Genomic DNA, 25,257 nt, shown 5'->3' with positions numbered 1-25,257 from the left:
CATTAATAATCAATACGATACTCGGCAAAACTGTTGTTAAACGTTCGATTTTTATCAAAATCCAACAATTTCGCAACCTATTCTTTGTCTTCTGGCGGCATATCACTTCTTACCCGCAAGAAGCTCGCAAAGCGTGGTAAGCCATTGACGGTTAATCCAAGATATTTGTAAGTGATAAGCGTACCAATTGCGGGCGGATGCTGACGCTCGGCCAAGCTAAAACCCGTACCAATACTAAAAACACGGCCATCAGCTGTTTGCACTCTCAATGCGCCCAGTTGCCCGGCAAACTGTCCTTTACCCGCTATATGTCCAATCACTCTGGCCTCGGCATCTAAATAGGGCTTTAACTTCATCACGTTAGGATTACGACCCGGTACATATAAGGCCGTGCGTCGATGCAAGATGAAACCCTCACCACCTTGAGCCACTAGGGAGTCTAATTTCTGGTACAGCGCCTCGATACTTTCTACGCCCACTTGCTCAATCACTTGCAGGTAAACCGATTTACCTGCAATCAGGGTTTGCATCTGCTGATACCGCGCTGCAAAACTCCCTTGCGCCTTGGGTAAATCAAACACCATAAAACGCACATTCTGCCACTCGCTCTCATTCGCTGACGCTTGGCGAATCAGCCCTGATATGGCCTCAAACCGCCCTCGCCCGAGCCATAATTCACCGTCCATAGGGGTGGGCGGAAAATCCGCAGTAAACCAACTTGGCGCTAAGATGGGATTGCCCTGACGAGTCATTAAGCGTTTGCCATCCCAATAACCGCGCACACCATCGAGTTTTTCGCTGACGAGAAAATCCTTGATGTGGGCACTCTTCTCCTTTGAGAACTCTGTCGCTAATTGAATATTCGGTGCTTGGGGATTGGCGTCACTCACAGCCATGAATGAGCCGCAAATTCCGCAGTAAAGACCGAAGAAAACAGTGAAACGCAACACAAATGCAAATGTTAAAAAAGGTAAGCGAGTTGTAAGAGTCATTCCTTTGCCTCTTCATTAAAGCGGTATTGAGCTTCAAGCTTAGTCTTAAGATTTATTGGCCGCGAATACGACCACAGTCCGGTAACACCCTAGCAGGACTGCGAATTTGTCGGTTTAGCTATTTATACGCTTAAGTTATCGGGCTATACTGCGGCCTCTTTTTTAAGCTCGTTCAAATGTTAACACGCAAGTCGTAAGTGGTTTGAACGGGTAAATGCTTCGCGAACAATCGCCCAAGTCGATGGAATTATTATGAAACCAGCAAACAACCACGGTATTAAACGCATCTTTAGAGCGACGGGATTTTCGATGAAGGGCTTAAAAGCCGCTTGGATCCACGAAGCCGCTTTTAGACAGGAATTGATGCTGGCCGTAGTCATGCTGCCCATCGCCCTGTTGGTCGATATCAGCACCATGGAAAGGTTGCTGCTGATCTTAACCTTATTTATCGTGTTGATTGTTGAGCTATTGAACTCGGCGATTGAAGCCGTGGTTGACCGTGTTGGCAGTGAAATCCATCACCTCAGTGGTCAAGCAAAGGATATCGCCTCTGCCGCGGTATTTATGAGTCTAGCGCTCTGCGGTATCACCTGGCTTGTGGTGCTGCTACCACTATTTATTTAATGCGCTATTTATTTAATACGCTATTGATTAAATGCCTTGATTTAGCAATCTATAACGAGCACATTTATCTAACAAAGCGAAGTGTTACTTCTTAACTGATTGTTCTGCACTAAAAACGCCTTTGGATTAGCATCTAAAGGCGTTTTTTATGTGCAGCTGTTACAGATTAGCGTATATCAGCTGACTTATCGGCTAAAAAGCCAATCGCCTGTTTGATTTGCTCTAAGCGGTCATTTTCAGCCCAATAGGCAACATACACGCTGCGTGAAATGGCGCTCGCTCCTGCTACTAAATGCAACTCGCCGCGGTTCAGCAGTGGCTGAACCAAATGCTCGGGTAAAAACGCGCAGCCACCGTTATTCAAGATAAAATCCAAGGCGATACGGGCCGAGCTAGTGTGTAAGGTCGGCACGGGTAAAGCTGCATATTCCTGGGCATGCAGGATATTAAAGGCCGTGCCCCAATCCACTTTGACATATTGGCCGGTCTGCACCGCATTCACTGCCACATCCATGGTTTTGGACACCAACAGAAGATTAATTTGGCCTAATTGCACCAGCTCGAATTGGTCCAGTTTGGGTGGGTCGAAGGAAATCGCCAAATCGAGGGTGCGGTCCATCAATTGCCGTGTCATCACAGTTAATGGCAACACTTCGGTCCGCAGGGCAACACCGGGCAATCCCACATGCAAATGCTGTAAATGCCCTTGCAAATAGGCATCCCAAATATTGGGGCCTGCGCCAATGGCGAGTTGAGTCGATTGTAGCTGACTGAGGGAAACATCCTGCTTGGCGCGCTCCCAAGCGGTTAATACCGCTTCAGCATGTCCAAGCATACGTTCGCCCGCCGGAGTGGGCTGAATATTGTTGCGTTGGCGCTCAAATAAGGCGACGCCAAGAATACTTTCGAGCTGTTTTACCCGAAAGCTTACCGCGCTGCGGGTAAGGTAAAGATTTTCCGCGGCCTTGCCAAAATGACGGGTACGGGAGACTTCCAAAAAGGTCTTAAGTAAATCGGTATCCATAAAAATTCTTGACCAACATTGGCAAATTTTTTTGATTTATAAATCAATAATACTAGCCAATACTCCAGTTGCAAATCTTTGTATATCAAAAACTAGAAGGTAACAGCCATGTCTGAACAGTCTTTTTCAAACGCTAACAAGGGTTCTGAGACGGTGAACGGCTCAGCTGCCAGCTTTGTATCCCATAAACGTTTTTATGACGATGCCAATTTCCCGAAAGGTTTTAAGCGCAGTGGCGACTTCACCAGTAAAGAAGCCGAACTGCTTGAAATACATGGCCATGCCATGAAAAATCTCGACGAAGGCAAGACACTCCCCGTCACCGCCGATGAAGCGCAATTTGTCGAAGTCATCAAAGGAAACATCGCTCCCAGTAGCTTGTTAGAGCAGATCTGGTTAAAGTACCGCAAACTCGCCCTAGGTAAACCCTTTTATGCCGTGGTTGGCACAGTACATTTGCCCCCCACTAAGCCTGAGGCCGAGCCCGAAGCGGCATTCGATGTGGATGTCGAAATTGACGATGATGTTCAGGATGAAGCTGAACCCGAGGATAAAGAATGAAAATGAAGGTTTGCGATTAAATGCGTGGGTGGATTTTATATAAAGAAACCGCGACTCAGCTAAAACCTGAATTGTATGAAATTGAACGTCTATTGGCGGCTGCCAAGGCCGACAATATTGAGTTAGAAGTGTATGCTCCGGATGAGTTCGATCTCACCGTGACGAGAGAAGACAACAAGAGTATTTTGTTAAACGGTCAACCCGTTGAATTACCTGATTTTATCATCCCTAGAATGGGCTCCGGCACCACTTACTTTGCGTTGGCGATCATTCGCCATTTAGAACGTTTAGGGGTGTACTGCTTAAATCCATCTAAAGCCATTGAAATCGTAAAAGATAAGCTCTTTTCCCAGCAATTACTGGCCGAGAAGAACTTGCCCACGCCCAAAACCATGCTGGTGAAGTTCCCCGTCGATATCGAACTGGTTGAACGCCATTTAGGTTTTCCGGTGGTAATTAAAACCCTTTCGGGTTCACAGGGTAGCGGCGTGTTTTTGTCCCATAAGGCCCGCGAATTTGATGACTTAATGCAATTAATCGAGGCGACCAATAAAAACGCCAACATCATTCTGCAGGAGTTTATCGCCAACAGCCACGGCCGCGATCTCAGGGTATTTACCATTGGTGGACGCGTGGCCGGCTGCTATGAGCGCCGTGGCCAAGAAGACAGCTTTAAAGCCAATGTCAGCGCGGGAGGTTCGGCGCGCCCCTTCGAGATCACACCTGAAATCGAATGGTTGGCAACACAAACCGCCAATATTCTCGATTTAGATGTGGCGGGTATCGATTTGTTATTCGATAACGGCCACTACAAAATTTGTGAAGCCAACTCATCCCCCGGTTTCGAAGGCCTGGAATCCTGCTTAAACGTGGATATTGCGGCGCAAATCCTGCACTTTATCCGCATCCGTTTAGGCATGTTTAACAAGGATGATAAAGCTAGCGAGCCACAGCCAGTTCAAGCGCTGGGGTCCGAGGTCAGCGCGGCAGACGTCAGTACGTCTGAGCCCAAATCTGCGACTAACTAGTACAGCAAGTGATACTCTATCCTTAAGCTCTTATCTGCGGCCCAGTCTCTACTGGGCCGTTTTTTTGGCTGAACCATACATTTTCTTCACAAATCACCAAGATGCAAATTACCGTGATCTCTCCCACAAGCTCGCCATACCAAGCCAAATAGCCGTACTACTTTTGTTTTAAATCACGAAACAACGCATTTTTTAAAACATTTTATTCACATTTTGAAATTTGCTGTTACACTCCAAATGTCCATAGCTTATGGCACTAAAGTCTGATGTTATCGCTGGATATAATAAGAAGAATACTGGAGTAACGTTGATTTCCACTCGTCTAACACCCCTAGTGATCGCCCTACTCGGCAGCAGCTCTGTGCTGGCGGGCGAATTGAGCCTTGAGCTAGGGGGATTTTATTCACAGTCTGATACCAATATGGAGGTGACAAACCCGAACACGGGGAACAACTTCACCTTAGACTATGAATCCGATCTACAACTGGCCGAGAATGAGTTTTTACCCTTTGTTGAAGTCAATTATCACTTTAACGAGCGGCATAATATTTACCTCGACTGGAAACAACTGCACCGCGACGCCGAAACTCAAGCCTTATCCAAACCCTTTCAAATTGAAATCAACGACACCATTTACGATATCAAGGCTGGTGGCCGACTCAACTCCACCTTAAATATTGATATTCTGCGCGTGGGTTACGGTTACGATGCCTTCCAAGGTAGCAATTACGATGTGGGCTTCTCCCTCGGTTTGCATACTATGTTTATCAAAACGGGGTTTGAAGGCGTTATCGGCGTCTGTCATGCCTCTGAGCTACTGAACAATGTCTGTGGTAGCCAGGCGATTCCCCGCATCGTCGATGAAAATGTCACCGCACCTTTGCCGGATTTTGGCGTCTATGCCAACTATGAATTTATCCCAGGCTGGAAGCTGACGACTCACGCCCAGTATTTCTACATTAAACTCAATGATGTAAAGGGTGAGCTGGTAGATGTCAAACTCGGCATCGATGCCAATATCACCGACAACTGGCGCATGAGCGTGGCCTATAACTACTACAAGGTCGATGTGGATATTGCCCAAAAATCACCGAATAAAGATACCCAAATCGCCGACTACAACATTTACTACAGTTTTATCGGCCCTATGCTTTCGGTCAGTTACACTTTTTAACGGATTGATAAGCATAAAAAAGGACGCCTTAGCGTCCTTTTTGCATTTTATATGATTACTTTTTACGACCGTCCTGCTCACGCTTGGTCTTAAAGTCCGAAGCCTCTAACCAATGTGGCCAATCGCTGCCATTAGCTAAGGTCGTTAACATGCTCGCCATCAGATCTAAATCCTGCTTCACCCCTTCGAGTGTCCAGTTAGGATCATAATCATCGGCGCCCTTGTGGTATTTATGGGCAATATAGTCAGGATCCGTATCCCCAAGGCTCATAAATAACAAGCCAGGCACACCTTGCTGGGCTAGCGCGAAGTGGTCCGATCTAAACATCAGACCATTTTGTGGTCTTGGATCACCCTTCACGACACGTCCCTGCACCTTAGCGGCCTTATCCAAATAGGTTTCTAACTCAGACACGCCCTCACCATAGCGCAGAATATAATCCACACCTTGGTTCATATTCATGCCGTCGATATTCAAAAAGGCGACGATGTTTTTAGTCGGTACACTTGGATGCTGAGCAAAGTGCTGGGCACCAATCAAGCCGGTTTCTTCCGCGGTAAAGGCACTAAACAGAATTGAACGCTCAAGCGGCGCGGTTTGCGCTTGTTTGGCAAAGTAACGCGCCAGCGCCAACACGCCCGCCACACCACTGGCGTTATCCACGGCGCCATTGATGATCTCTGGCTTGCCATCTTCAATCACTGTACCTAGATGATCCCAATGGGCGTGCATCATCACCACTTCATCGGGGTGGCTCTTGCCCGGCAACAGTGCCGCCACATTGTGGGATTCAGCGCGCTCAATCGTATTGTTTAAACTGACATTGGCCTTTAGCTTTAAGGGAATGGCCTTAAAGTTTGGCTTGGCGGCTTGTTGCTTTAAGGTATCGAAGTCCATGCCTGCCTTAGCAAAAATCTTATTGGCAACATCATGTTGCACCCAGCCCATCACACCCACCTGTCCTTGGTTATTATTGGCATCAACCAAGGTGAATTTAGTGCCAGTATTGGAGTTTTGCACCACTCCCCAGCCATAGGCGGCTGGTGCCGTCTCATGGACGATAAATACAGCTTCGGCGCCTTGACGCGCGGCCTCTTCGTATTTGTAAGTCCAGCGGCCATAGTAGGTCATCGCATTGCCTTTAAAGACCTTAGGGTCTTGAGTTGCAAAACCTGGGTCATTGACTAACACAATCACAGTTTTGCCTTTTACATCAAGGCCCTGATAGTCATTCCAACCATATTCAGGCGCATTAATGCCATAACCGACAAACACCACATCGCTATTATTAAGGTTAACGTTATCGCTAATTCTCTGAGTTCTGGCGGTAAATTCACTGCCATTGGCAAACTTAAGTCCACCGATATCAAGTTGCATGTTTTGATCGGCGGTGATTTTCGCCAGCGGTACCGCCTGCAAATAGCTGTCGCCAAATCCCGGCTTAAGCCCCATCTCTTTAAAGGCTTTCTCAAGATAATCAATCGTCAGTTGCTCGCCTTCAGATAAGGGCGCGCGGCCGCCGAAGGCATCACTGGCTAAGGTTTTGACGTCGGTGCGATACTGACCGAGATCCATGCTGACACTGAGGGAAGATTCGGCCATAGCAGGCAGTGACAGTAAGGAACCTAGGGCACCGGCAAGGATGAAATTTTTCAAGACTTTCTCCCAAGTTATTATCATTATTTAATTTTAGCGATAAACTCTATCATATCCCCCAACGCTTTTGGCAGGTAATTCAGTCTGCATTTGGGCATTAGTTGTAACGGGATTTAACGAGCAAAACTGTTTACCCATATGTGGTATACCAAGTTTATCGAGTTATTTTTATTGGGATGTATCCATGTCACGAGATTTATTACAAACCGCAGCCTTGAATCTTAAAAAAGCGGTGCCTTTAATGCTCAAGCATCAAATTCCCACCACGCCAATCAATTATGCCCTGTGGTATACCTACGTGGGCGAACAAAACCCAGCGTTAAACGCCCAGCTCGATACGGTTATCGCCCACTACAACACTTGCCCGCCGGTCAGCAGCGAGTTGTTGTTCCGCCAGTATGTCGCCGATCCGATTGAGTTGGATGTGCGCGATATGCGGCTTAACCTTGAGGCCATGTCTACCGAGCTGTCGCAATCGATTCGGGATACCAATCTCGATGCGACTGAATTCCAAACCTGTATTAATGACAATTTTGCCAAACTCAATGGCATCGAAGAAGGTGCACTCAGCGTTGAGCAAGTGCTCGATTTAGTGCGTAATTTGGTGAAGGAATCCGAAAATATTCGCTCGAGCACTGAGTATTTCACTACTCAGCTACAAAAAGCGCAGACTGAGATTGATGCGTTAAAACAAAAGCTTGAAAAAACAGAAAAAGATGTACTTTACGATGCGCTCACGGGCTGTTTAAATCGCCGCGCATTCGATGCCGATATCGCCGGCATGTTGGCGCAGGCCCCCGAGGGCACCTGCCTTATCTTGGTCGATATCGATCACTTTAAGGCCTTTAATGACAACTATGGCCACCAACTGGGTGACCAAGTATTAAAAGCCGTTGCGAAGCGTCTACAAGAAGCCTGCCGAGATGGCATTAAACTGTACCGTTTTGGCGGTGAAGAGTTTGCTATTTTGGTGCCGAAGAGCCAACTACGTATAACAAGGCAACTGGCCGAGGCCATGCGCCGTGGGCTTGAAAAACTCAGTCTTAAGGATAGGCGTAGAGACCAACGCATTGAAAATATTACCGCCTCCTTCGGCGTCGCCCAGTGGCAGGAAAAACAAGTCGCTATCCAACTCATTGAAAGAGCGGATATGTTACTTTACGAAGCCAAACGCTTAGGTCGAAATCGGGTGATGCCGATGAGCAACTAGCTCGAGTAAAAAGGCAGAACTCAGGTTCTGCCTTTTTATTTACCACGCCTTAATAAATCCTTGCTCGCTAGGCCACCTTTTGAACCCTTGCTTGAGTCACTATCGTTTCAGCGGATTGCACTACAGCGGGCTCGGGCTCGACCGGGATAGCCTGCACCACAAAACGCAGTTCGGCGCCCCCTTGCAACGCATCGAAGGGATAGCAAGTGATTAGGGTTAAACGATTATCCTCACTTGGCGCCATCCACTCAGTTTGCGATTCATGCACCACTTCGGTCGCCACCACTTGGTAAACAATCTCCTTGCCCGTCGCGGTTTGCAGCGCCAGACGGCGTCCAACACTGATGCCATTTAACATCGCAAAATGCGTATCCCTATGCCCTGCAATCACAGTGTTGCCTTGCGTGCCAGCGGGCGAACTCGACAGCACTAAGGCTGGCCCGAAGGCCAAATTACGGCCTGATGCGCCCGCCAACACATATAAGCTGTCGTTGGATGCCGGACCATCGAAGTGATTCGGTCTTTTAGCTTGCTCGATGGAGAGCTTAGCCACGGGATAGGTATCGGCCCAGGACCAAGGTTTATGGGACTGACCATCGATTAAGGTTTTAGCCCAGGCTTGTTCAATCAAATATTGTGCAAAGTGTGCTTTCGCTTGCATATAAAATCCTTTTCCAAACAACGTGATGCCGAGTAATACCAATCCCACCAGCAACCCTATTTGTATCTGTTGAGTCATGCGCATACTCATGGACATGACTCAAGTATTCAGCGCTAATGACAGCGCGCGTTGCTGCCGCTGCTGGCGACGAATCGACAGCGCAAGCATCAAGGCAAGCAGTAACACTGCGCCACCTAAGAGCATGTCGAAACGGCTCGAGGTCGATGTTTGTGGCAAAACGCCCATTGGCTGCCACCCCAAGGGTAAATGCTGACGCACCACCGCATCGCGGCTCATGGCATTACTGGTGATGGGGGTTAAATCCACCGCGACCAAACTGGTATAAGGGCTGACTAAGTGATAGTTCAGCGATAGAGCCGTGACCTGTTGCTTGACCTTGTCATCGTTAGCGCCGTTTTTACTCAGCTCTAACGCCGCAATCTGTTTGCGCGCCCAGAGTAAATCTAGTCCCGCCGCTGGCTGCGCTACATCCGTTACAGGAGCGCTTGAGTCATTGGCTTGCAAAGATAATGACTGTTGCCAGTTTTTATGGCCCTGACGACCGGAGATCACGAGTTCCTGAGGCTCACGTGGTTGACGCTTTAGGCTAATCAACACTGGTTCACCGCGGTATAGATCGGGAATAGGCGCTGGCCAGTAGTCAGGCACAGAGCCATCGTCAAAGCGTACCTGCAAATCGGTGAGCACTGGATACTGGATTTTGCCCAGCAATTGACTGATCTTTTGTTCCACCTCATCCACATCACCAATGTAAGTAAAAGTGCCGCGCCCAAGTTCAGCCGCACGCTGCATAAAATGCGAGTTCGGCGCCGAGCCAATGCCTACGGTGAAAAGACGGTTGTCGCCGATTTGATTGCGGATTAACTCAAATAGCGCCGCCTCATTGCCGACGGAACCATCGGTCATAAAGATCACTTGTCTTAGCGACTTATGCTCACTCGAAGCTGTGTTAAACGCCTGCCTTGGTAGCGCGGCATTTAAAGCCTGCGCCATTTCGGTGCCGCCATCGGCCTGTAAACGATTCACAAACTGACGTGCCTTGTCCAAATTACTCGCGGTCGCGGGCAGTGGTGTTGACGATAATAAGGACACCTCGGAGTTAAATTCGATAAGGTTAAAACTATCCTGTGGCCTTAAACCGCGCAGCGCATAACGCAGGGCATTTTTTGCCTGAATGATGGAATCCCCCGCCATCGACCCCGAAGTATCAATCACTAAAATAAGCTCACGGGGCAAGTTCAGTTGTTCACTCGCCTCGACTTTGGGCGGCAGGACCATCACTAAGCTATAGCTATCGGTATTGCTACTATTACCAGTTGAACCTGTATCCGCACTTGCCTTGTCGTCCTGCGTCGCATGGGTTTTGCCCGCTTGGTTGAATACCCAAGCCACGGGACTCGTGCCCTGCTTAAGGCGCCATTGCAGCACAAAGTCACGATTGGCAGGCACGCGATTCGCCAAGGCCGCCGTCAGTTGGCCCTGTTTTTCCGCTATCGTAATGGGATGATACGGACTCACCACGGCTGATTTGTCCACGCCTTCACCGAGTTTGACCTTAATATCGGCCTTAAGCACAGGGTCTGCCTCGCTATTGGCATCGCGGATGGGGGCAATAATCCGGTCGGCATCGAAGACTTGGCTGCTGGTCACGCGCTCACCATTGTTTCCGCCTAGCGTTAACCCAGGGATATAGCGCGGCGCCACCACCAACGGAAAACGTAGGCTAAAAAGACCATCTTCATAATGAATGGTTTCTTGATAGCTGATTTCGACCACCAACTCCTCATCGGGAGCGAGGTTGGCGACTTCGGTCGTGAACATATTGGGCCGTTCTTGGCTGACTAGACTGGCACGTTTCCCTTCGGCTTTGGCCTGTTCAAAAATCTGTTTTGCCTGCTGTTTCGGGTGAATTTGACCTTCGATGATCCGCTCACCAATGTGCAAACGCAGTGAGTCCACCGCCGCCTCATTGGGTAAAGGGAACAGATAGCGGCCATTGAGGACAAATCCCGTTTGATTACTGAAAACCTGCTTTACGCTCACCCTATTGGCTAACCCCGAGACCTGCATCGACACTTGCGTGTCCACGGGTAAGGACGGCATTAAACGGCCGCTGGCGGTTTGATACACCAACATCCCTTGGGTGATATCGTCGAAACTGAAGGGGGGCAATGTGCTCGCCGTGTGTTCATCGAAGGTCGCGGCAATATTTTGCGGCGCCGATAAGGTGCCCACACTGTTCGGTGAGGCTAACACCGCAAATGGTAGCCCCCAACAAATGGAGGCGCCGATCACTAGCATCGCCAGTGTTTGACAAACTTCTTTTACCCTTTTCCCTGTGATCATCACAAAGGCTCCTGATCTTGGTTGAATACGATTGATATTGTTGAATTATTCGGTCACGCGGCTCGCCATCAGCCCTTGGTTAGGCTGCATGGTCAGAGTGACTCGGCGATCAAATACATCTGATTCACTATCTTGCTGATCATTGAGCGGCATTCTGGCGCCGAAGGCTTGGGTGGTGATCCGCTCAGGGGCTACGCCTTGCTTAATCAAGTATCCCCGCACTTCTAACAAACGTTGCTCCGAGAGCGCTTGGTTGTAGGCCAGATCACCGCGACGGTCGGCATAACCTTTCAGCTCGAGATTGGACTCGCTCGAGCGCTTCATCACCTTGGCGACATTGTCTAATTGGGGCAAAAAATGGCTTTCAAGCTCCGACGAGCCAGTACGGAACTGCACATTCATGCCCAGCGCCAACTCACTTAACAGTTGTTGTTGCTCGGCAAGCAGTTCATCGAGTTGCTTTTGGGTTGAGGCGTATTCGGCGGCGCGTTGCTCGCTGGCCTGTTGTTTGGCCGATATGCTCGCCAGTTGTTGGCGCTGCAGCGCAATATGCTGTTGCTGGGTTTTAACCTTGTCGGTATCGGAAACCGATTGACCGATTAAGGTGCCGGTAAATCCGCCGATAATGGCGCCAACTGGGCCGCCCACTAGGGCGCCAAGTAACGCTCCGCCGCCAAGACCTATCAGCGCTTCGCCATCATCCTCATCTTGCTCAAGCATCTCAGTCTGTGGCTCTGAGAGCACGGGTTGATTTTGCAGGGATACCCTTGCCGATACGCTAGCGATGGGCGCGGCGAATACACTCAGTACCAAGATATTAATCAGCGTCTTTTTCATCATCTCATTCCTTTTGATTTGTGCTGCGTTTACCCTCCTAAGTCATTAGCGCGGCGGGTAAAACGGAATGAGCTTATTAAACACAAGCGCAATGGCATAAGCGGGGATGGAAAATGGCAATGCGACTATCAATTGTGGCAACAAAATGGCAATTGCATTTGGGAGCTTTTTTCAGAAATAAATTCCTGTATAGTCACGAAAACTTATCCCCAGACACTTAGTCCCAGCAGTCAATAGGAAGATGGCTAATGAAACGTATCGCCATTGTGGAAGATGAAGCGGCCATTCGCGAAAATTACAAGGATGTGTTGCAGCAACACGGTTACAGTGTGCAAACCTATGCCGACAGGCCATCGGCCATGTTGGCGTTTAATACCCGTCTGCCGGATTTAGCTATTATCGATATCGGCCTTGGCAATGAAATTGACGGCGGTTTTATGCTGTGTCAGTCCCTGCGCGCCATGTCAAACACTTTGCCGATCATCTTCTTAACCGCACGGGATAGCGACTTCGATACTGTGTGCGGCCTGCGTTTAGGCGCCGATGATTACCTGAGCAAAGAAGTGAGTTTCCCCCATTTGACCGCTCGCTTAGCCGCGCTGTTTCGCCGCTCTGAGTTAGCCACCAGTCAAACGCCGCAGGAAAATTTACTGGAGCGCGGGCCGCTCACCATCGACGCCAATCGGATGCAGGTTTCTTGGAACCAGATCCCGATTGAACTCACAGTTACCGAATTTTGGATGGTGCACGCCCTGGCCAAACACCCGGGGCATGTCCGTAGTCGCCATGAGCTGATGCAAGAGGCGAAGATTTTTGTCGATGACAGCACTATCACCTCCCATGTGAAGCGCATCCGTAAGAAGTTTATGGCCGCCGCGCCCGAATTTGATTGTATTGATACCGTTTACGGCATGGGCTATCGCTGGGACAGCCTAGCCTAAACCATGTAGCAGATTAGCCAGCATTCTATGACACGTTTTCCCTTCGGTCTTCGCACTAAAGTTATTGGCCTCAGCCTGTTTTTACTCTGCCTACCTTGGCTGGGGTACCAATATGTGTGGGAGATGGAAAAATACCTGCGCCACGGTCAGGAACGCACCTTGGAGGGCACCACTCAAGCCTTAGCGACCGCCTTACACGAGCGGCCAAAACTGTTCGACGGTCAGGCCAGCTTTTTAAAGCAGGTTGAAAAGAGTCGCGATCTCTATGCTTACCCCCTCGCAGGCGCGATTCTGCTCGATGGCAAACTCAATGAATGGCAAGAATATCAGCACAGATTTATCCAGTACGGCGAGGCGAATCTCATCATGCGCGCCGATCCCAGCGCGCCGCTCACCTTGAGTTTTACCCATATGGTGGGTCAGTACGATGGTTATCTGTATGCCTTTTTTCAGGTGGTCGATCCCAATGTGGTGTTTCGGGGAAAGAATGCCTTAAGCGTTGATAGAAACGATCACCTGTCGATTGCGACCCTTGCCCCCGACAATAAATTTAAACGCTATATCGTGGCCACGACCCAGCCAGGCTGGATCAGTGCCTTCGAGCTGCCCGCCAATCCTAAGCAAACCGTGCCCGTGACGCCCGAAGTCCGTATTCAAGGGCAATGGGCCACCACGGATGTGGGCTACAACATCGAGCTGCGGATCCCCTTGGATATGGTGGGTAGCAAACTGGGATTTGCGATTTCCGATGTTAACGACAGCAAGTACCGCGATATCACTGCCGTTGTCGGCACCTCCGCCTTAGATACCGTCGATAAACTGGGCACTGTCTTAGTGCCATCACCCGAAATTGAGAATATTATCAAAGGGATGAGCCACTATAGCTCACGGATTTGGGTGGTCGATAAACACGGGCGTGTGCTCGCGAAGTCTGGCGATATCCGTGATAGCAACAGTGTCTGGACACGCACCCTCGATGATGAAAACAGCAACTCTATGTGGCAACGTTTTCAGCGTGACTACCTGCACCCGCTCTACTATAAAATCCTCACTAAACCACCTAAGGATTTTATCGATTCTCTGCAGGACTCGACCGAACTCGACGGCAGCCATATTCAAAAGGCACTTGCGGGACAACAAAGCTCGACCTGGCGACTGACCCCAGACAATAAGGCTGTGGTGCTTGCTGCCGCCAGCCCCATTTGGATTGATAACAATGTGATGGGCGCCGTGGTGGCCGAAGAAACCACCCACGGTATTCGCACCCTGCGTAACCGCGCGCTGGAAAAATTGTTTAACGTGATCCTGACCATTATGAGCATGGGCACCTTAGCGCTGTTTTTCTTCGCCTCGAGTATTTCCAATCGTATCCGCAAACTGCGCGATGAAGCCGAAAATGCCATCGACAGTCAAGGTCGTGTACGTAATCATTTAAAACCCTCCAAGGCACGGGACGAGATTGGCGACTTATCCCGCAGTTTTGCCAGTATTGTCGGCCGTTTGGGTCAATACACCCATTATCTAGAGAATATGTCGTCGCGCCTGTCCCATGAGTTACGCACGCCGGTGGCAGTCGTGCGCTCCTCGTTAGAGCACTTAAATCTGCAAACCTTAGATAAAGACACACAAAAGTATGTCGATCGCGCCCAAGAAGGGGTGAGCCGATTAAGCATGATTTTGAACAATATGAGTGAGGCGACACGCCTCGAGCAGAGCCTCACTCAGGCCGATGTGGCTAAGTTCCCGCTGTCCCAAGTGGTGAGCGGCTGTATGCAAGGCTATCAAATGACCTACCCTGAGCAGCAGTTTAGCGTCAAAGTGCCCGAGCAGGCATTGATGATGCAGGGCGTACCTGAATACATCGCCCAATTGATGGACAAGCTTATCGCCAACGCCATCGAGTTTTGCCATCAAGGCAGTGCGATTGAAGTGACTCTCACCCAAGTTGGCAAACAAGCTACTTTGCTTATCAGCAACTTAGGACCGCAATTGCCAGTGGATATGTCGGAGCAGATCTTCGACTCCATGGTTTCGGTACGGATCAATCAAGCCCAAGACAAACCTCACCTCGGCCTAGGTTTGTATATTGCGCGGCTTGTGACCGAGTTCCACCAGGGGAAAATTTTGGCCCGCAACCGCAGCGAAAACGATGGGGTCGATATTCTGGTCACCCTACCGCTGAGCTAATCCACGCTCTGCAACTTGAGGCAAACTCATCTGTTTGCCTCCTGCCATTTTCACGGGCAGATGCTAAGATGACGGCCATCACAATGGATAACAACATAAAAACTGACTCGCCAAGGTAAGCCCTATGACAGATAAACATCAGCTAGCCACCCAAATCGTCAGCGTCGGTCGAGATAAAAAATGGACCAAGGGCGTGATTAATCCGCCCGTATTTCGCGCATCCACTATCGTCTTCGACACCATGGAAGACATGCGTCACGCCGCCAAAAACAAAACCAATGGCGAAATGTTTTATGGCCGCCGCGGCACCCCAACCCATTTTGCGTTTCAGGCGGCGATCAGTGAGCTCGAAGGTGGCGCAGGTACGGCGCTGTATCCCTCGGGTGCAGCGGCGATTAGCGCGGCTTTATTATCGTTTTTACAGGCGGGCGATCACCTGCTGATGGTTGACAGTGTTTACGAACCAACCCGCGATCTTTGCAGCCATATTCTGGCGGGCTTTAATATTGAGACCACCTATTACGATCCCCTGATTGGTGAAGGTATCCGCGAGCTTATTCGCCCCAATACTAAGGTGCTGTTTTTAGAGTCTCCCGGCTCCCTCACCATGGAAGTGCAGGACGTCCCGACCCTATGCCGTATCGCCCATGAACATGGATTGGTGACTATTCTCGACAACACTTGGGCGTCGCCAATCAATAGCAAGCCCTTCGAGATGGGTGTCGATGTGTCGATTCAAGCCGCGACCAAATATATCGTCGGTCACTCTGATGTGATGATAGGCACCGCGACCGCCAACGAAAAGCACTGGCCGCAGCTGCGTGAGCGCAGTTATTTATTGGGGCAAACGACCTCCCCCGACGATGTGTATCTCGCCACGCGCGGATTACGCACCCTAGGCGTGCGCATGGCACAGCATGAGAAAAATGCCCTTAAAGTGGCTAACTGGTTGAAAACGCGCCCCGAGGTTGACCATTTACGTCACCCCGCCTTTGATACCTGCCCAGGACATGAGTTCTTTAAACGCGACTTTAGCGCCGCCAACGGCCTGTTCTCCTTCGTGTTAAAGCAAGGGGATCAGGAGGCGGTTACCGCGCTCGTTGAAAATATGCAGCATTTTAAAATGGGGTTTTCTTGGGGCGGTTATGAGAGTCTGATCCTAGGGATTTTCGGGATTGAAAAAATCCGCAGCGCCACTCAGTGGGATGCAAGCAAGCCGTTGATCCGTGTGCATATTGGCCTAGAAGATCCCGATGATTTAATTGCCGATCTCAGCGCGGGCTTTGAGCGCTTTAATGCCGTACTCGCCGCCAAGGCCAAATAAAGCTTAAACAAATTATGTGTTAAACAACGAAGGCGGGAACTCTCCCGCCTTTATTTTGCCCCGCCTTCTTTGTGCCCCGCCATCGTATTACTTCGGCTTCAATTCACCTTTGCTATTTTGGCTGAGCCCCGCTGACAGCGGGGTCAATCCACGCCTGTGAGCCGTACAAAGGCACGGTCGATAAGGCATGTTTGTGGCTACCATTGGTCTCTTTGGTCGAATAGGACAAATACAGCAGGGTTTGATTGGGTGCATCGTAAATTCGGCGCACTTTTAAGCTCTTAAATAAAATGCTTAAGGATTCGGTAAAGACCACTTCGCCGTGTTTGCTCTTATCGATGTTGGCGATATCGGCAGCGGAAATCGGCCCCGTTTGACGACAACTTATGCCCATATCCGAAGGATCGGCAAAATCGAGGTTCGCTTCGATACGGCTAATATGGCAGGTCACCCCAGGGATTTTAGGATCCTGCTTGGCATCGATAATCACATCCTTAGTGGTAAATAACCCAAGGCTCACTTTACCGACATCATCGCCACAGCCCGTGAGTACCGTCCCCGCCAGCGTCACGGCCAGCAAAGACATCAAAGCCTTATTGACTCTTTTCATCTGTTTATCCTTATTCATCATCCTTCCCTATTGAGCAAAACACTTTTGTGCCCAGCGCGTTAACCCCGCCGTCACCGAACCAAAGTGGTCACCGACGACCACTGGGGTATCGGGATAAAGGCTAGTGATTTTAGCGTAAATCGCTGGGCTACGCGCGGTGCCACCCGTCACATAAATCACATCGGGTTTGCACTCAAGACTATCGGCATCCACGGACAGCTCCTCTGGCGCTAAGCCATTGCCCGCAAGACTCTTTGCCGCCTGAGTCAGGGCTTGGTGCATCAGCGCCTCAACCTTGGTGAGCGAAGGCTCAATCGCCGTTTCAAAGCCCGTACGGCTCACTTCTGCCCGAAGTGATGTTTCAATAAAGTCCAGCGCACTCTGCATCGTTTGCGCCTCAGACAGGGCAATTTTAGCGCGCTCGGCTAGTCGTACAATTTGGTAGCTTAACTGTTGTTGCTGCACTTTGAGCAATCTTTTTAACAGCAGCGGCTGCTCGGCCTCTTTAATGAGTTCATCAATCAGTTTGCGAGTGCTTAAGGTGGCAAACTCGCGCTGGGCGCTAATATCGTTGACGGCGACCGCATTCCAAAAAGGATTGCTCGGCATAGGCTTACCATTACTCATCAGCGAGCCTAAGCCAAAGTGCGGCATAAAGGCATTCATCGCCAGCGCAATATCCAAATCGTTTCCGCCAATCCGCTGGCCGCTGTGCCCAAGGCAATCGGCACTGCGATCGAAACTCGCCTGGTGCTTAGGCCCCATTTTGACCACGGAGCAGTCGGTCGTACCGCCACCCACGTCGACCACCAGCACAGTTTGGTCGGCACTGAGACTCGCCTCATAATCCATCCCCGCTGCCAGTGGTTCGAATAGGAATGCCACATCGACAAACCCCGCCCGTTTCGCGGCTAAGGTTAAAATGGCCTCGGCTTGACGGTTGCTCTCTTCACCACCAATGCCTTGAAAGTTCACTGGGCGGCCAATCACCGCATGGGTAATGCTAGTCTGTCCCTCAGATGCGACGCCCTTTTCGGCAAGTACGGCTTCGGCGCGCACTTTAATGTGCTGCATCATTAAGGTGACTATGTCTTCAAACAGGGCGACTTGCTCAGGCCTAAGACCGGTCGCCCCTAAAAAGGATTTTGGCGAACGGACATAAAAACCTTCTTCCGGCATTTCAAGATAAGCGGCCACGGCCTGCTCACCCACAAACACCGCTTGGGTTTCGGCATCGAGATCTAATTCATGGCGCACCATACGGGCGCGGCTCAATTGCGCGGCGCGCTTCTTGGCATAATCCGCTTTCAACGCCTGCGGCAAGCCACGGTAAACGGCCTCGGCAATAAGCTCCCTATCCATTGCATACACAGTGGAAGGTAAATAGGCTGAATCGCTCGATAAGGGTAACAGTGAAACGTCATCTCCCTGCATGATCCCAACGGCACAGTTGGCACTGCCATAATCAAATCCGACAAACATCCGCTTACCCCTACAGTCAAACCACAATCAAAAAGCCGAGCAAGGTAACACAGTTTGCCCCAATCCCAAAGGAAGCCCAGCACAGTTTCCCTGCTTTACCTTGTAAATTTGCGGCTAAATGTAAGTTCATTTTAAAGTCACATTTCTGTCACACTTGTCATCAATCTGACATATTCAGCTCGTATCTTTGAGCGCATATCACTTTCGCCTGAAGGGGAAATGGTCAGTAAATCCCTTCATTTTTCAGTAGCAAATCTGATTGCACTCCGATGGATGAATGCTATTGTATATTGCGCCATGACGCTTGCTTAAAGGAGCTGTGCAGTGTCCCCGAATACCGATAAACTGTCGATCGATAAAGAAATCTCTTGGTTGTCATTCAACGAGCGGGTGCTGCAGGAGGCCTGTGATCCCAATGTGCCTATAGTGGAGCGGGTGCGCTTTTTAGGCATATTCTCCAATAATATGGATGAGTTCTTTCGGGTGCGGGTGGCCGCGGTCAGACGTTCAATTCTACTCTCCGCGTTGCAGGAAGGTCGCAGCAATAGCCGCCACCTCATGGCCAAAATTCAAACCAAAGTGATGGCATTGCAGGAGCGTTTCGATAGCATTTACGTCGAGTTGATGCGTGAATTAGTCCGCCGCAACATTTTGTTAATTAACGAAAAACAATTAAGCGAGTTCCACAGTAACTGGCTTAAAAAACATTTTCGCGATCATTTTAAACGCCATATCGCGCCGCTTATCGTTAACAACAATCGCGATTTAGTAAAGCATATCAACGACGACGCCACTTATCTGTGTGTGTGTTTGTTCACTAAATCCCGCAGACAATATGCCCTCGTGGAAGTGCCCACCAAAAATGTGCCACGTTTCATTGAGTTACCCGCCGAAAAATCGAAGGCGAAAAAATACTTAATCCTGCTGGATAATATTATTCGCCACTGTGTGGACGATCTCTTTGGTCCCTTCTTCGAGTACGATGCGATTGAAGTCTATTCGATGAAGCTGACCCGCGACGCCGAGTTCGATATTACCGACGAACTTGAACAAACCCAGCTCGAAAAAATGACCAAGGGTTTGAAAAAACGCCTGACCGCCGAACCTGTGCGCTTGGTGTACGACAAAGAAATGCCCGAGCATATGCTCGAAATGCTTAAAGAAAATTTAAACATCAGCTCGACTGAATGTTTGATCCCCGGCGGACGTTACCACAGCTTTAAGGACTTTATCGGCTTCCCCAACCCTAGCCGTGATTACCTCGAAAACGAAAAATTGCCCGCGCTCAATAGCTCGGGCTTTGGCCGCAGTGCCAACAGTTTCGATGCGATCAAGATGGGCGATATTATGGTCAACTACCCGTACCATAAGTTCTCCCACTTTACCGAAATGGTGCGTCAGGCCGCCTACGATCCTGCGGTGCGTTTTATTCGCATCAACCTTTACCGTGTTGCGAAAAAATCCCATGTGATGCAATCGCTTATCGATGCGGTGAAAAATGGTAAACAAGTCACCGCCGTGATTGAGCTGCGGGCTCGCTTTGACGAGCAATCCAATATTGAATGGACACGGGTGCTCGCCGAGGCGGGCGTGAAGGTCCACCATGGGATTACCAGCTTAAAAGTACACTCTAAGTTGTGTTTGATTGGCCGCGAAGAGCAAGGCGAGATGAAACTCTATTGCCACGTAGGCTCAGGCAACTTTAACGAAGGCACGGCGCGGGTCTATACCGACTTATCGCTGTTTACCGCCAATCAGGAAATCGCCCGCGAAGTGGAGCAAGTGTTTGACCTGATTGAACATCCTTACCGCCGCGATAACTTCCAGCATTTGATTGTGTCGCCCTATGATGCGAGACAAAAACTGACCCATTTGATTGATAACGAAATCGTCAATGCCCAGAGCCATATTAAGGCAGCGATTACCTTAAAATTGAATAACCTGCTCGATGAGTCCTTAGTCCAAAAACTTTACGAGGCCTCGGCTGCGGGGGTCAAAATCAAACTGTTGATCCGCGGTATGTGCTCGCTGATTCCACAAATTCCGGGGATCAGCGACAACATCGAGATTTACAGTATTGTCGACCGATTTTTAGAACATTCACGGGTGATGCTGTTCCATGCCGGTGGTGAGAATAAATTATTTATCAGCTCCGCCGATTGGATGAGCCGCAACATAGATAACCGCGTCGAAGTAAGTGTGCCTATTTATGATCCGCGTCTAAAACAAATGGTGATGGATATTTTATCGTTACAGTTCAATGACAACACTAAGGCGCGCATCATCAATAAGGAACAGAGTAATCCTTATCGTAACCGCGGTAATAAACGTAAAGTGCGTTCTCAAATTGCCATTTATCAATATCTGATTAATTATGAGAAGCGATTGCAGCAAGAATTTAGCGCCCAGCGCGAAGCCGCAAAGCTTGAAGCGGAGCACGCGGCGGAACTTGCCCACAATCCCGAATTACAGGCCAAAGCCAGCTAACGCTGGCTTTATCATCGTCTCGATTGCCTAAGGATAATCCGATTGGTTGCCACACATTCACAACCGCGACACTTTGTCGCTATCGACATGGGCTCAAACAGTTTTCATCTGGTTATCGCCCGTGAGCAAGACGGCAGCTTGCAAATATTGCACAAAGAAAAACAACAAGTTCAGTTAGCGACGGGCCTCAATGCGCAGAACATCCTCAGCATGGATGCTATCGAGCGCGGCCTCAATTGCCTGCGAGACTTTAATCAGCGTTTTTCCAACCTCGACCAAGCCCAAGTGCGTTTAGTCGCCACCCATACCCTAAGGGTCGCCAAAAACCGTGAGCAATTTATTGAAGCGGCGCTCAGCATAATGCCTTATCCGGTGGAGGTGATTTCTGGCCACGAGGAAGCACGCCTTATCTATAACGGCATTGCCCAAAGCCAAGTGCTGGGTAAACGCAATATCGTAATCGACATTGGTGGCGGCTCGACCGAAGTGGTACTCGGGCAAAAAAATACCCCCACCCATTTATCGAGCCTGCGTTGTGGCTGCGTGAGTTTTAACGAGCGCTTTTTTATCGATGGGCAAATCACGCCGGCCTCATTTCGCGGAGCGCAAAGCGCCGCCGATAAACAATTTGCCTCGCTCTCAAAAGAATATTTCAGCGGCGATTGGGACTTAGTGCTTGGCAGCTCTGGCACAGTCAAAGCCATTTGCGAAGCGATTCAGGAAGATCATGGCGATGAAATCGTCACCCTCGCCCGCCTCAAACAATTAAAGCTGAAACTGATTAAGTGCGGACACATCAGCCAAGTGCACTTTGCCAATGTCGATGATAAACGCACGCCACTGGTGCCCGCTGGCCTTGCCATTTTAATCAGCTTTTTTAGGCGCTTACCCATTGAGCAATTGGAATTTAGTCCGGGCGCCCTGCGCGAAGGCGTACTCTACGAATTAGCGAAAATCGGTCAGTATCAAGATATTCGCCACCGTACGGTCGACAGTATTGCCCAGCTTTACCATGTGGATATGCCCCATGCGGCCAAAGTGCGGGACACCGCCATGGCGCTGTTTGAGCAAGTCGCCGATGAATGGGGATTAAGACCCCATGCACGTTTGCTGTCCTACGCTGCCACCTTGCATGAGATTGGGCTGCACATCAACTCAAAGGCATTGCATAAACATGGCGCTTATATCATTAGCAACAGTGACTTACCGGGTTTTAGTGAGGCACTGCAACAGGATTTAGCCAGGCTTATTGCCAACCACCGTAAGAAACCCAATGAATTGCTACTCGCCGAATTAGAGCCAAGCCACAAACTCACCCTCATTCGCCTCGCCTGTCTGCTGCGCTTGGCGGTATTAGTGCATTTAGGCCGAATTGCCAAAGCCCTAGTGCTGGAGAAAATCCAAGTCGTTCCGGATGGACTCATGTTAGTACTGCCCAGCCATAAACGTAAAATCAGTTTGTTTATGAAAGATTTGCAGCGTGAACAAAAACAGATGGCGGCTTTAGGGATGCAGCTGCGTTTAGTCTCTAGCCTTGGGCTGGATCAGGATAAAAATCTCAAGGTAAAAGACGACACACTGAACGCCGTCGCCAGCTAATCTCTTCGTCCTTTCTCATCCCTTCTAATCCTTCCTCCCTTAGTGCCGTTAACGTACTAAGGGATGAAGAAACCTACATTTGATGCTACTTATCTCCTTTCCCTTGGGGCGCTTCGAGCTTATCCAGCTCACAACCGCAACGATTACAATAAGTGGCATCGAGGTCGTGGCCCATCTTATGGCATTGGTTGCAGGAACGCAGATCCCTGTGTCGGCCCACTTCTTGGGAGATTTCAGCGGTTAAAATCCCCGTTGGGATCGCAATAATCGAATAACCCAGCAACATAGTAAAAGCCGCAATCGCTTGGCCTAATTCGGTTTTTGGCGTGATATCGCCGTAACCCACAGTCGTGATTGTCACAATGGTCCAGTATACGGATTTGGGGATAGAGCTAAAGCCATTCTCAGGGCCTTCGACCACATACATCACGGCACTTAACACCATGATGATCAAACTCACCGAGAAGAAAAACAAAAACACCTTGCGGCTCGACTGCAGCATGGCCTTGAGCAGTAGATTACCTTCGCTTAAATAGCGCAGTAATTTCAGTACCCGAAAGATCCTAAAGAGGCGCAGCACCCTGATCACTAAGGTGAAATTCGCCCCTGGAATAAACAGCGCCAAATAACTCGGCAATACCGACAATAAATCCACTAAACCGTAAAAGCTGCGGGCATACAACACAGGATGGGTCGCGCAATACAGCCTTAAACCATATTCAATGGTAAAAATCAGCGTAAATACCCACTCTAAAACGCGAATGATGTGCCCATAATCTTGATGAACCGCTTCGACCGTATCGAGGAACACCAACGCCACACTGAGCACAATACAGACCATTAAGCCGATATCGAAGTAGCGTCCTGCGGGCGTATCAGTGCCAAAAATAATAGTGCGTAACTGATGTTTTAAGGGGCTTTCGGTGTCTGGTTTTTCAGGCGACAGATCTGACATAGGGGAAAACTTCCTTGCGATAAAAAGCGTTATCTTTTCCAAATCCTCAAAGTCTGCCATGCAATTGCCACTAGCTCAAAATTATCTACTCACATAGACATAAAATTGCGGTATGATGCGCGAAAAACCTATATCTGTGTCATTTTTAGAGGAAGACATGCGCGTACCCCTACTCACTAAAACAATTACTGTGGCCCTGACTCTCGCCGCACTGATTTCACCCCAAGTGCTCGCCTCATCGGGTATAGGTAAAGTCGATTTAGTGGTGATCACTAAGTCTGAGTCGAATATGGCGCTGTTAAGGGACGGCAAAATCCTCAAACAATACCGTATTGCCATGGGTGACTTGCCGACGGGTCACAAGTTGACTGAAGGCGACCAACGTACGCCGCAGGGCCGTTATATTCTGGACTATAAAAAATCCGATAGCGCCTATTACAAGTCGATCCACATTTCTTATCCCAATGAAGAAGATAAGTTAAGAGCCAAGGCGCTGGGGATCCGCCCGGGTGGCATGATCATGATCCACGGCCAGAACCCACGTTCACCTCTCTCGCCTGAGCAGGCACAGCAATACAACTGGACCGACGGTTGTATCGCCATTACCAACGCCGAGATGGATGAAGTGTGGAAAGCCGTTGATGAAGGCACGCCCATCGAGATTTGGCCCTAAGCGCTAAGCTTGATTAGCCCTATGCGACTCAACGCCCAGTCAAATGGGCGTTTTTGTTTGTACCCGTTTTAAGGATGTTTTATGTCAACAATCACTACAGAGGCTGAAGTATTCAGCTACGCCACATTAGAACAGACATGGCCTGAGTTTGAGGCGAAAATCCTCGCATTTCTCGACCAATTAGGCTTAGCGGACAAGGCCCTGCATTGCGATCATGTCGCCTTGAGAGTGAACAGCATAGCTGCTGCCGATGCGCTCAAGCAGGCCTTTAACGCACGCGGGCGGATCATCTCGGATAATCAAATTAATGGCCGCACTATCCTGATTATCGAACTTGATAAGCCATTAATATTAGGTAGCTTTAACATCGACTGCGTCGAATTACCCTATCCCGGTGATACCCTTTATCCCCAAGAAGGTTGGGAACATATCGAACTGGTACAGCCATCCACTGCACAGGACTGCGACAGCCTAAGCCAAGAACTAGCCCAGTTGTGCCCATCGCTTGCGCCCTTACTCCAAGGGAGAACGGCATCCTTAACCGAAGCGCCGATAAAAGTGAAATACAGCTCGCCCAAGGGCGATAAAGAACGCTTAGCCAACCCCACCATCGCCTTTAAACAAGCCGATGTCTGTATCAAAATTCACCCGCACAGCATAAAAGCGGTTATCGCCAGCGAACAGGCGTAGAGGAAACTGCAATCCATTTGCGCCCCTTCTCGAGAAGAGTGTGAGCACCATACCAATTACTGACAATTGCTTGTATAAAACAGGCAGTTTGAGAAAAAGTCAGCAACAATAAAGGTAGAAATAGTCTAGCTTATGACTATTAACGCTTTGATTCGCCATTAGGTTTTATCGATT

21 protein-coding genes are annotated in these 25,257 nt (G+C 49.4%); 12 read left to right on the top strand and 9 right to left on the bottom strand.

The window, feature by feature from the left end:
* Positions 1 to 77: 77 nt before the first annotated feature.
* Complete coding sequence (locus K0H59_RS09275; RefSeq protein WP_220055330.1) at positions 78 to 992, bottom strand: DNA ligase; 915 nt, start codon at positions 990 to 992, stop codon at positions 78 to 80.
* 252 nt (positions 993 to 1,244) lie between these two features.
* Between K0H59_RS09275 and K0H59_RS09270 the strand changes: the two genes are divergently transcribed.
* Complete coding sequence (locus K0H59_RS09270; RefSeq protein WP_220055329.1) at positions 1,245 to 1,616, top strand: diacylglycerol kinase; 372 nt, start codon at positions 1,245 to 1,247, stop codon at positions 1,614 to 1,616.
* 166 nt (positions 1,617 to 1,782) lie between these two features.
* On the opposite strand, the gene hdfR is transcribed toward K0H59_RS09270, so the two are convergent.
* Entirely contained in the window at positions 1,783 to 2,640 is an 858-nt protein-coding gene (gene hdfR, locus K0H59_RS09265) for an HTH-type transcriptional regulator HdfR (RefSeq protein WP_220055328.1), read from the bottom strand.
* Between the two features lie 108 nt (positions 2,641 to 2,748).
* Between hdfR and K0H59_RS09260 the strand changes: the two genes are divergently transcribed.
* The 3 genes from K0H59_RS09260 (at position 2,749) to K0H59_RS09250 (ending at position 5,403) form a co-directional block, all read left to right on the top strand.
* Positions 2,749 to 3,201 carry a DUF413 domain-containing protein gene (locus K0H59_RS09260; RefSeq protein WP_011717333.1) on the top strand — a complete coding sequence of 151 codons (453 nt, stop codon included), beginning with the start codon at positions 2,749 to 2,751 and terminating at the stop codon, positions 3,199 to 3,201.
* Between the two features lie 20 nt (positions 3,202 to 3,221).
* On the top strand, positions 3,222 to 4,229 hold the full coding sequence (locus K0H59_RS09255; protein WP_220055327.1) for a RimK family alpha-L-glutamate ligase: 1,008 nt from the start codon (positions 3,222 to 3,224) through the stop codon (positions 4,227 to 4,229).
* Between the two features lie 310 nt (positions 4,230 to 4,539).
* Positions 4,540 to 5,403: a DUF481 domain-containing protein gene (locus K0H59_RS09250; RefSeq protein WP_220055580.1), complete on the top strand. Its 864-nt coding sequence runs from the start codon at positions 4,540 to 4,542 to the stop codon at positions 5,401 to 5,403.
* A 55-nt stretch (positions 5,404 to 5,458) separates the two neighbouring features.
* Here K0H59_RS09250 and K0H59_RS09245 read toward each other — a convergent pair whose 3' ends face one another.
* On the bottom strand, positions 5,459 to 7,084 hold the full coding sequence (locus K0H59_RS09245; RefSeq protein WP_220055326.1) for a M28 family metallopeptidase: 1,626 nt from the start codon (positions 7,082 to 7,084) through the stop codon (positions 5,459 to 5,461).
* A 160-nt stretch (positions 7,085 to 7,244) separates the two neighbouring features.
* On the opposite strand from K0H59_RS09245, the gene K0H59_RS09240 reads away from it, so the two are divergent.
* Complete coding sequence (locus K0H59_RS09240) at positions 7,245 to 8,270, top strand: diguanylate cyclase domain-containing protein (RefSeq protein ID WP_220055325.1); 1,026 nt, start codon at positions 7,245 to 7,247, stop codon at positions 8,268 to 8,270.
* A 67-nt stretch (positions 8,271 to 8,337) separates the two neighbouring features.
* On the opposite strand, the gene K0H59_RS09235 is transcribed toward K0H59_RS09240, so the two are convergent.
* Genes K0H59_RS09235 through pdsO form a run of 3 tightly spaced genes read right to left on the bottom strand, consistent with a single transcriptional unit; the run spans position 8,338 to position 12,138 of the window.
* The gene (locus K0H59_RS09235) at positions 8,338 to 9,021 is read right to left on the bottom strand and encodes a class GN sortase (protein WP_220055324.1); all 684 of its coding nucleotides are present in this window, start codon (positions 9,019 to 9,021) and stop codon (positions 8,338 to 8,340) included.
* 9 nt (positions 9,022 to 9,030) lie between these two features.
* Positions 9,031 to 11,298, bottom strand: coding sequence for a marine proteobacterial sortase target protein (locus K0H59_RS09230; protein ID WP_220055323.1), 2,268 nt, complete (start codon positions 11,296 to 11,298; stop codon positions 9,031 to 9,033).
* Between the two features lie 45 nt (positions 11,299 to 11,343).
* Complete coding sequence (pdsO, locus tag K0H59_RS09225; protein ID WP_220055322.1) at positions 11,344 to 12,138, bottom strand: sortase-associated OmpA-like protein PdsO; 795 nt, start codon at positions 12,136 to 12,138, stop codon at positions 11,344 to 11,346.
* Positions 12,139 to 12,383: 245 nt separating this feature from the next.
* Between pdsO and pdsR the strand changes: the two genes are divergently transcribed.
* The 3 genes from pdsR (at position 12,384) to K0H59_RS09210 (ending at position 16,587) form a co-directional block, all read left to right on the top strand.
* Positions 12,384 to 13,076, top strand: a complete 693-nt coding sequence (gene pdsR / locus K0H59_RS09220) for a proteobacterial dedicated sortase system response regulator (RefSeq protein WP_011622965.1) — start codon at positions 12,384 to 12,386, stop codon at positions 13,074 to 13,076.
* Between the two features lie 27 nt (positions 13,077 to 13,103).
* Positions 13,104 to 15,263 (top strand): proteobacterial dedicated sortase system histidine kinase, encoded by a 2,160-nt coding sequence (gene pdsS, locus K0H59_RS09215; protein WP_220055321.1) that lies wholly within the window; start codon positions 13,104 to 13,106, stop codon positions 15,261 to 15,263.
* Between the two features lie 124 nt (positions 15,264 to 15,387).
* Positions 15,388 to 16,587, top strand: a complete 1,200-nt coding sequence (locus tag K0H59_RS09210; protein WP_220055320.1) for a cystathionine beta-lyase — start codon at positions 15,388 to 15,390, stop codon at positions 16,585 to 16,587.
* A 112-nt stretch (positions 16,588 to 16,699) separates the two neighbouring features.
* Here the strand turns inward: K0H59_RS09210 and K0H59_RS09205 are convergent, their stop codons facing one another.
* Both K0H59_RS09205 and yegD read right to left on the bottom strand, forming a co-directional pair.
* Positions 16,700 to 17,173 (bottom strand): CreA family protein, encoded by a 474-nt coding sequence (locus K0H59_RS09205; protein WP_408733579.1) that lies wholly within the window; start codon positions 17,171 to 17,173, stop codon positions 16,700 to 16,702.
* Between the two features lie 51 nt (positions 17,174 to 17,224).
* Complete coding sequence (gene yegD / locus K0H59_RS09200) at positions 17,225 to 18,679, bottom strand: molecular chaperone (protein ID WP_220055318.1); 1,455 nt, start codon at positions 18,677 to 18,679, stop codon at positions 17,225 to 17,227.
* 324 nt (positions 18,680 to 19,003) lie between these two features.
* On the opposite strand from yegD, the gene ppk1 reads away from it, so the two are divergent.
* Both ppk1 and ppx read left to right on the top strand, forming a co-directional pair.
* Positions 19,004 to 21,166, top strand: coding sequence for a polyphosphate kinase 1 (ppk1, locus tag K0H59_RS09195; protein WP_220055317.1), 2,163 nt, complete (start codon positions 19,004 to 19,006; stop codon positions 21,164 to 21,166).
* Between the two features lie 42 nt (positions 21,167 to 21,208).
* On the top strand, positions 21,209 to 22,765 hold the full coding sequence (ppx, locus tag K0H59_RS09190) for an exopolyphosphatase (RefSeq protein ID WP_220055316.1): 1,557 nt from the start codon (positions 21,209 to 21,211) through the stop codon (positions 22,763 to 22,765).
* Between the two features lie 85 nt (positions 22,766 to 22,850).
* Here ppx and K0H59_RS09185 read toward each other — a convergent pair whose 3' ends face one another.
* Positions 22,851 to 23,720 (bottom strand): ion transporter, encoded by an 870-nt coding sequence (locus K0H59_RS09185; protein ID WP_220055315.1) that lies wholly within the window; start codon positions 23,718 to 23,720, stop codon positions 22,851 to 22,853.
* A 157-nt stretch (positions 23,721 to 23,877) separates the two neighbouring features.
* Between K0H59_RS09185 and K0H59_RS09180 the strand changes: the two genes are divergently transcribed.
* Positions 23,878 to 24,393, top strand: a complete 516-nt coding sequence (locus K0H59_RS09180; protein ID WP_220055314.1) for a murein L,D-transpeptidase family protein — start codon at positions 23,878 to 23,880, stop codon at positions 24,391 to 24,393.
* Positions 24,394 to 24,474: 81 nt separating this feature from the next.
* On the top strand, positions 24,475 to 25,083 hold the full coding sequence (locus K0H59_RS09175) for a VOC family protein (RefSeq protein ID WP_220055313.1): 609 nt from the start codon (positions 24,475 to 24,477) through the stop codon (positions 25,081 to 25,083).
* Positions 25,084 to 25,257 lie beyond the last annotated feature (174 nt).

Origin of the sequence: Shewanella sp. FJAT-51649 (genome assembly GCF_019457435.1) — a bacterium.
In the GTDB taxonomy this organism is placed as follows: domain Bacteria; phylum Pseudomonadota; class Gammaproteobacteria; order Enterobacterales; family Shewanellaceae; genus Shewanella; species Shewanella mangrovisoli.
Note: the sequence above shows the minus strand (reverse complement) of the source record. Positions and strands in the feature narration are given on the sequence as shown.

Excerpts from the sequence above, each read along its gene's own strand:
- pdsS (WP_220055321.1), top strand. The coding sequence starts at position 13,104 with ATGACACGTTTTCCCTTCGGTCTTCGCACTAAAGTTATTGGCCTCAGC.
- K0H59_RS09205 (WP_408733579.1), bottom strand. The coding sequence starts at position 17,173 with ATGTCTTTGCTGGCCGTGACGCTGGCGGGGACGGTACTCACGGGCTGT.
- K0H59_RS09260 (WP_011717333.1), top strand. The coding sequence starts at position 2,749 with ATGTCTGAACAGTCTTTTTCAAACGCTAACAAGGGTTCTGAGACGGTG.
- K0H59_RS09180 (WP_220055314.1), top strand. The coding sequence starts at position 23,878 with ATGCGCGTACCCCTACTCACTAAAACAATTACTGTGGCCCTGACTCTC.
- hdfR (WP_220055328.1), bottom strand. The coding sequence starts at position 2,640 with ATGGATACCGATTTACTTAAGACCTTTTTGGAAGTCTCCCGTACCCGT.
- K0H59_RS09245 (WP_220055326.1), bottom strand. The coding sequence starts at position 7,084 with ATGATAATAACTTGGGAGAAAGTCTTGAAAAATTTCATCCTTGCCGGT.
- yegD (WP_220055318.1), bottom strand. The coding sequence starts at position 18,679 with ATGTTTGTCGGATTTGATTATGGCAGTGCCAACTGTGCCGTTGGGATC.
- pdsO (WP_220055322.1), bottom strand. The coding sequence starts at position 12,138 with ATGATGAAAAAGACGCTGATTAATATCTTGGTACTGAGTGTATTCGCC.
- K0H59_RS09185 (WP_220055315.1), bottom strand. The coding sequence starts at position 23,720 with ATGTCAGATCTGTCGCCTGAAAAACCAGACACCGAAAGCCCCTTAAAA.
- K0H59_RS09175 (WP_220055313.1), top strand. The coding sequence starts at position 24,475 with ATGTCAACAATCACTACAGAGGCTGAAGTATTCAGCTACGCCACATTA.
- K0H59_RS09270 (WP_220055329.1), top strand. The coding sequence starts at position 1,245 with ATGAAACCAGCAAACAACCACGGTATTAAACGCATCTTTAGAGCGACG.
- K0H59_RS09230 (WP_220055323.1), bottom strand. The coding sequence starts at position 11,298 with ATGATCACAGGGAAAAGGGTAAAAGAAGTTTGTCAAACACTGGCGATG.
- pdsR (WP_011622965.1), top strand. The coding sequence starts at position 12,384 with ATGAAACGTATCGCCATTGTGGAAGATGAAGCGGCCATTCGCGAAAAT.
- K0H59_RS09275 (WP_220055330.1), bottom strand. The coding sequence starts at position 992 with ATGACTCTTACAACTCGCTTACCTTTTTTAACATTTGCATTTGTGTTG.
- K0H59_RS09240 (WP_220055325.1), top strand. The coding sequence starts at position 7,245 with ATGTCACGAGATTTATTACAAACCGCAGCCTTGAATCTTAAAAAAGCG.
- K0H59_RS09235 (WP_220055324.1), bottom strand. The coding sequence starts at position 9,021 with ATGAGTATGCGCATGACTCAACAGATACAAATAGGGTTGCTGGTGGGA.
- K0H59_RS09210 (WP_220055320.1), top strand. The coding sequence starts at position 15,388 with ATGACAGATAAACATCAGCTAGCCACCCAAATCGTCAGCGTCGGTCGA.
- K0H59_RS09255 (WP_220055327.1), top strand. The coding sequence starts at position 3,222 with ATGCGTGGGTGGATTTTATATAAAGAAACCGCGACTCAGCTAAAACCT.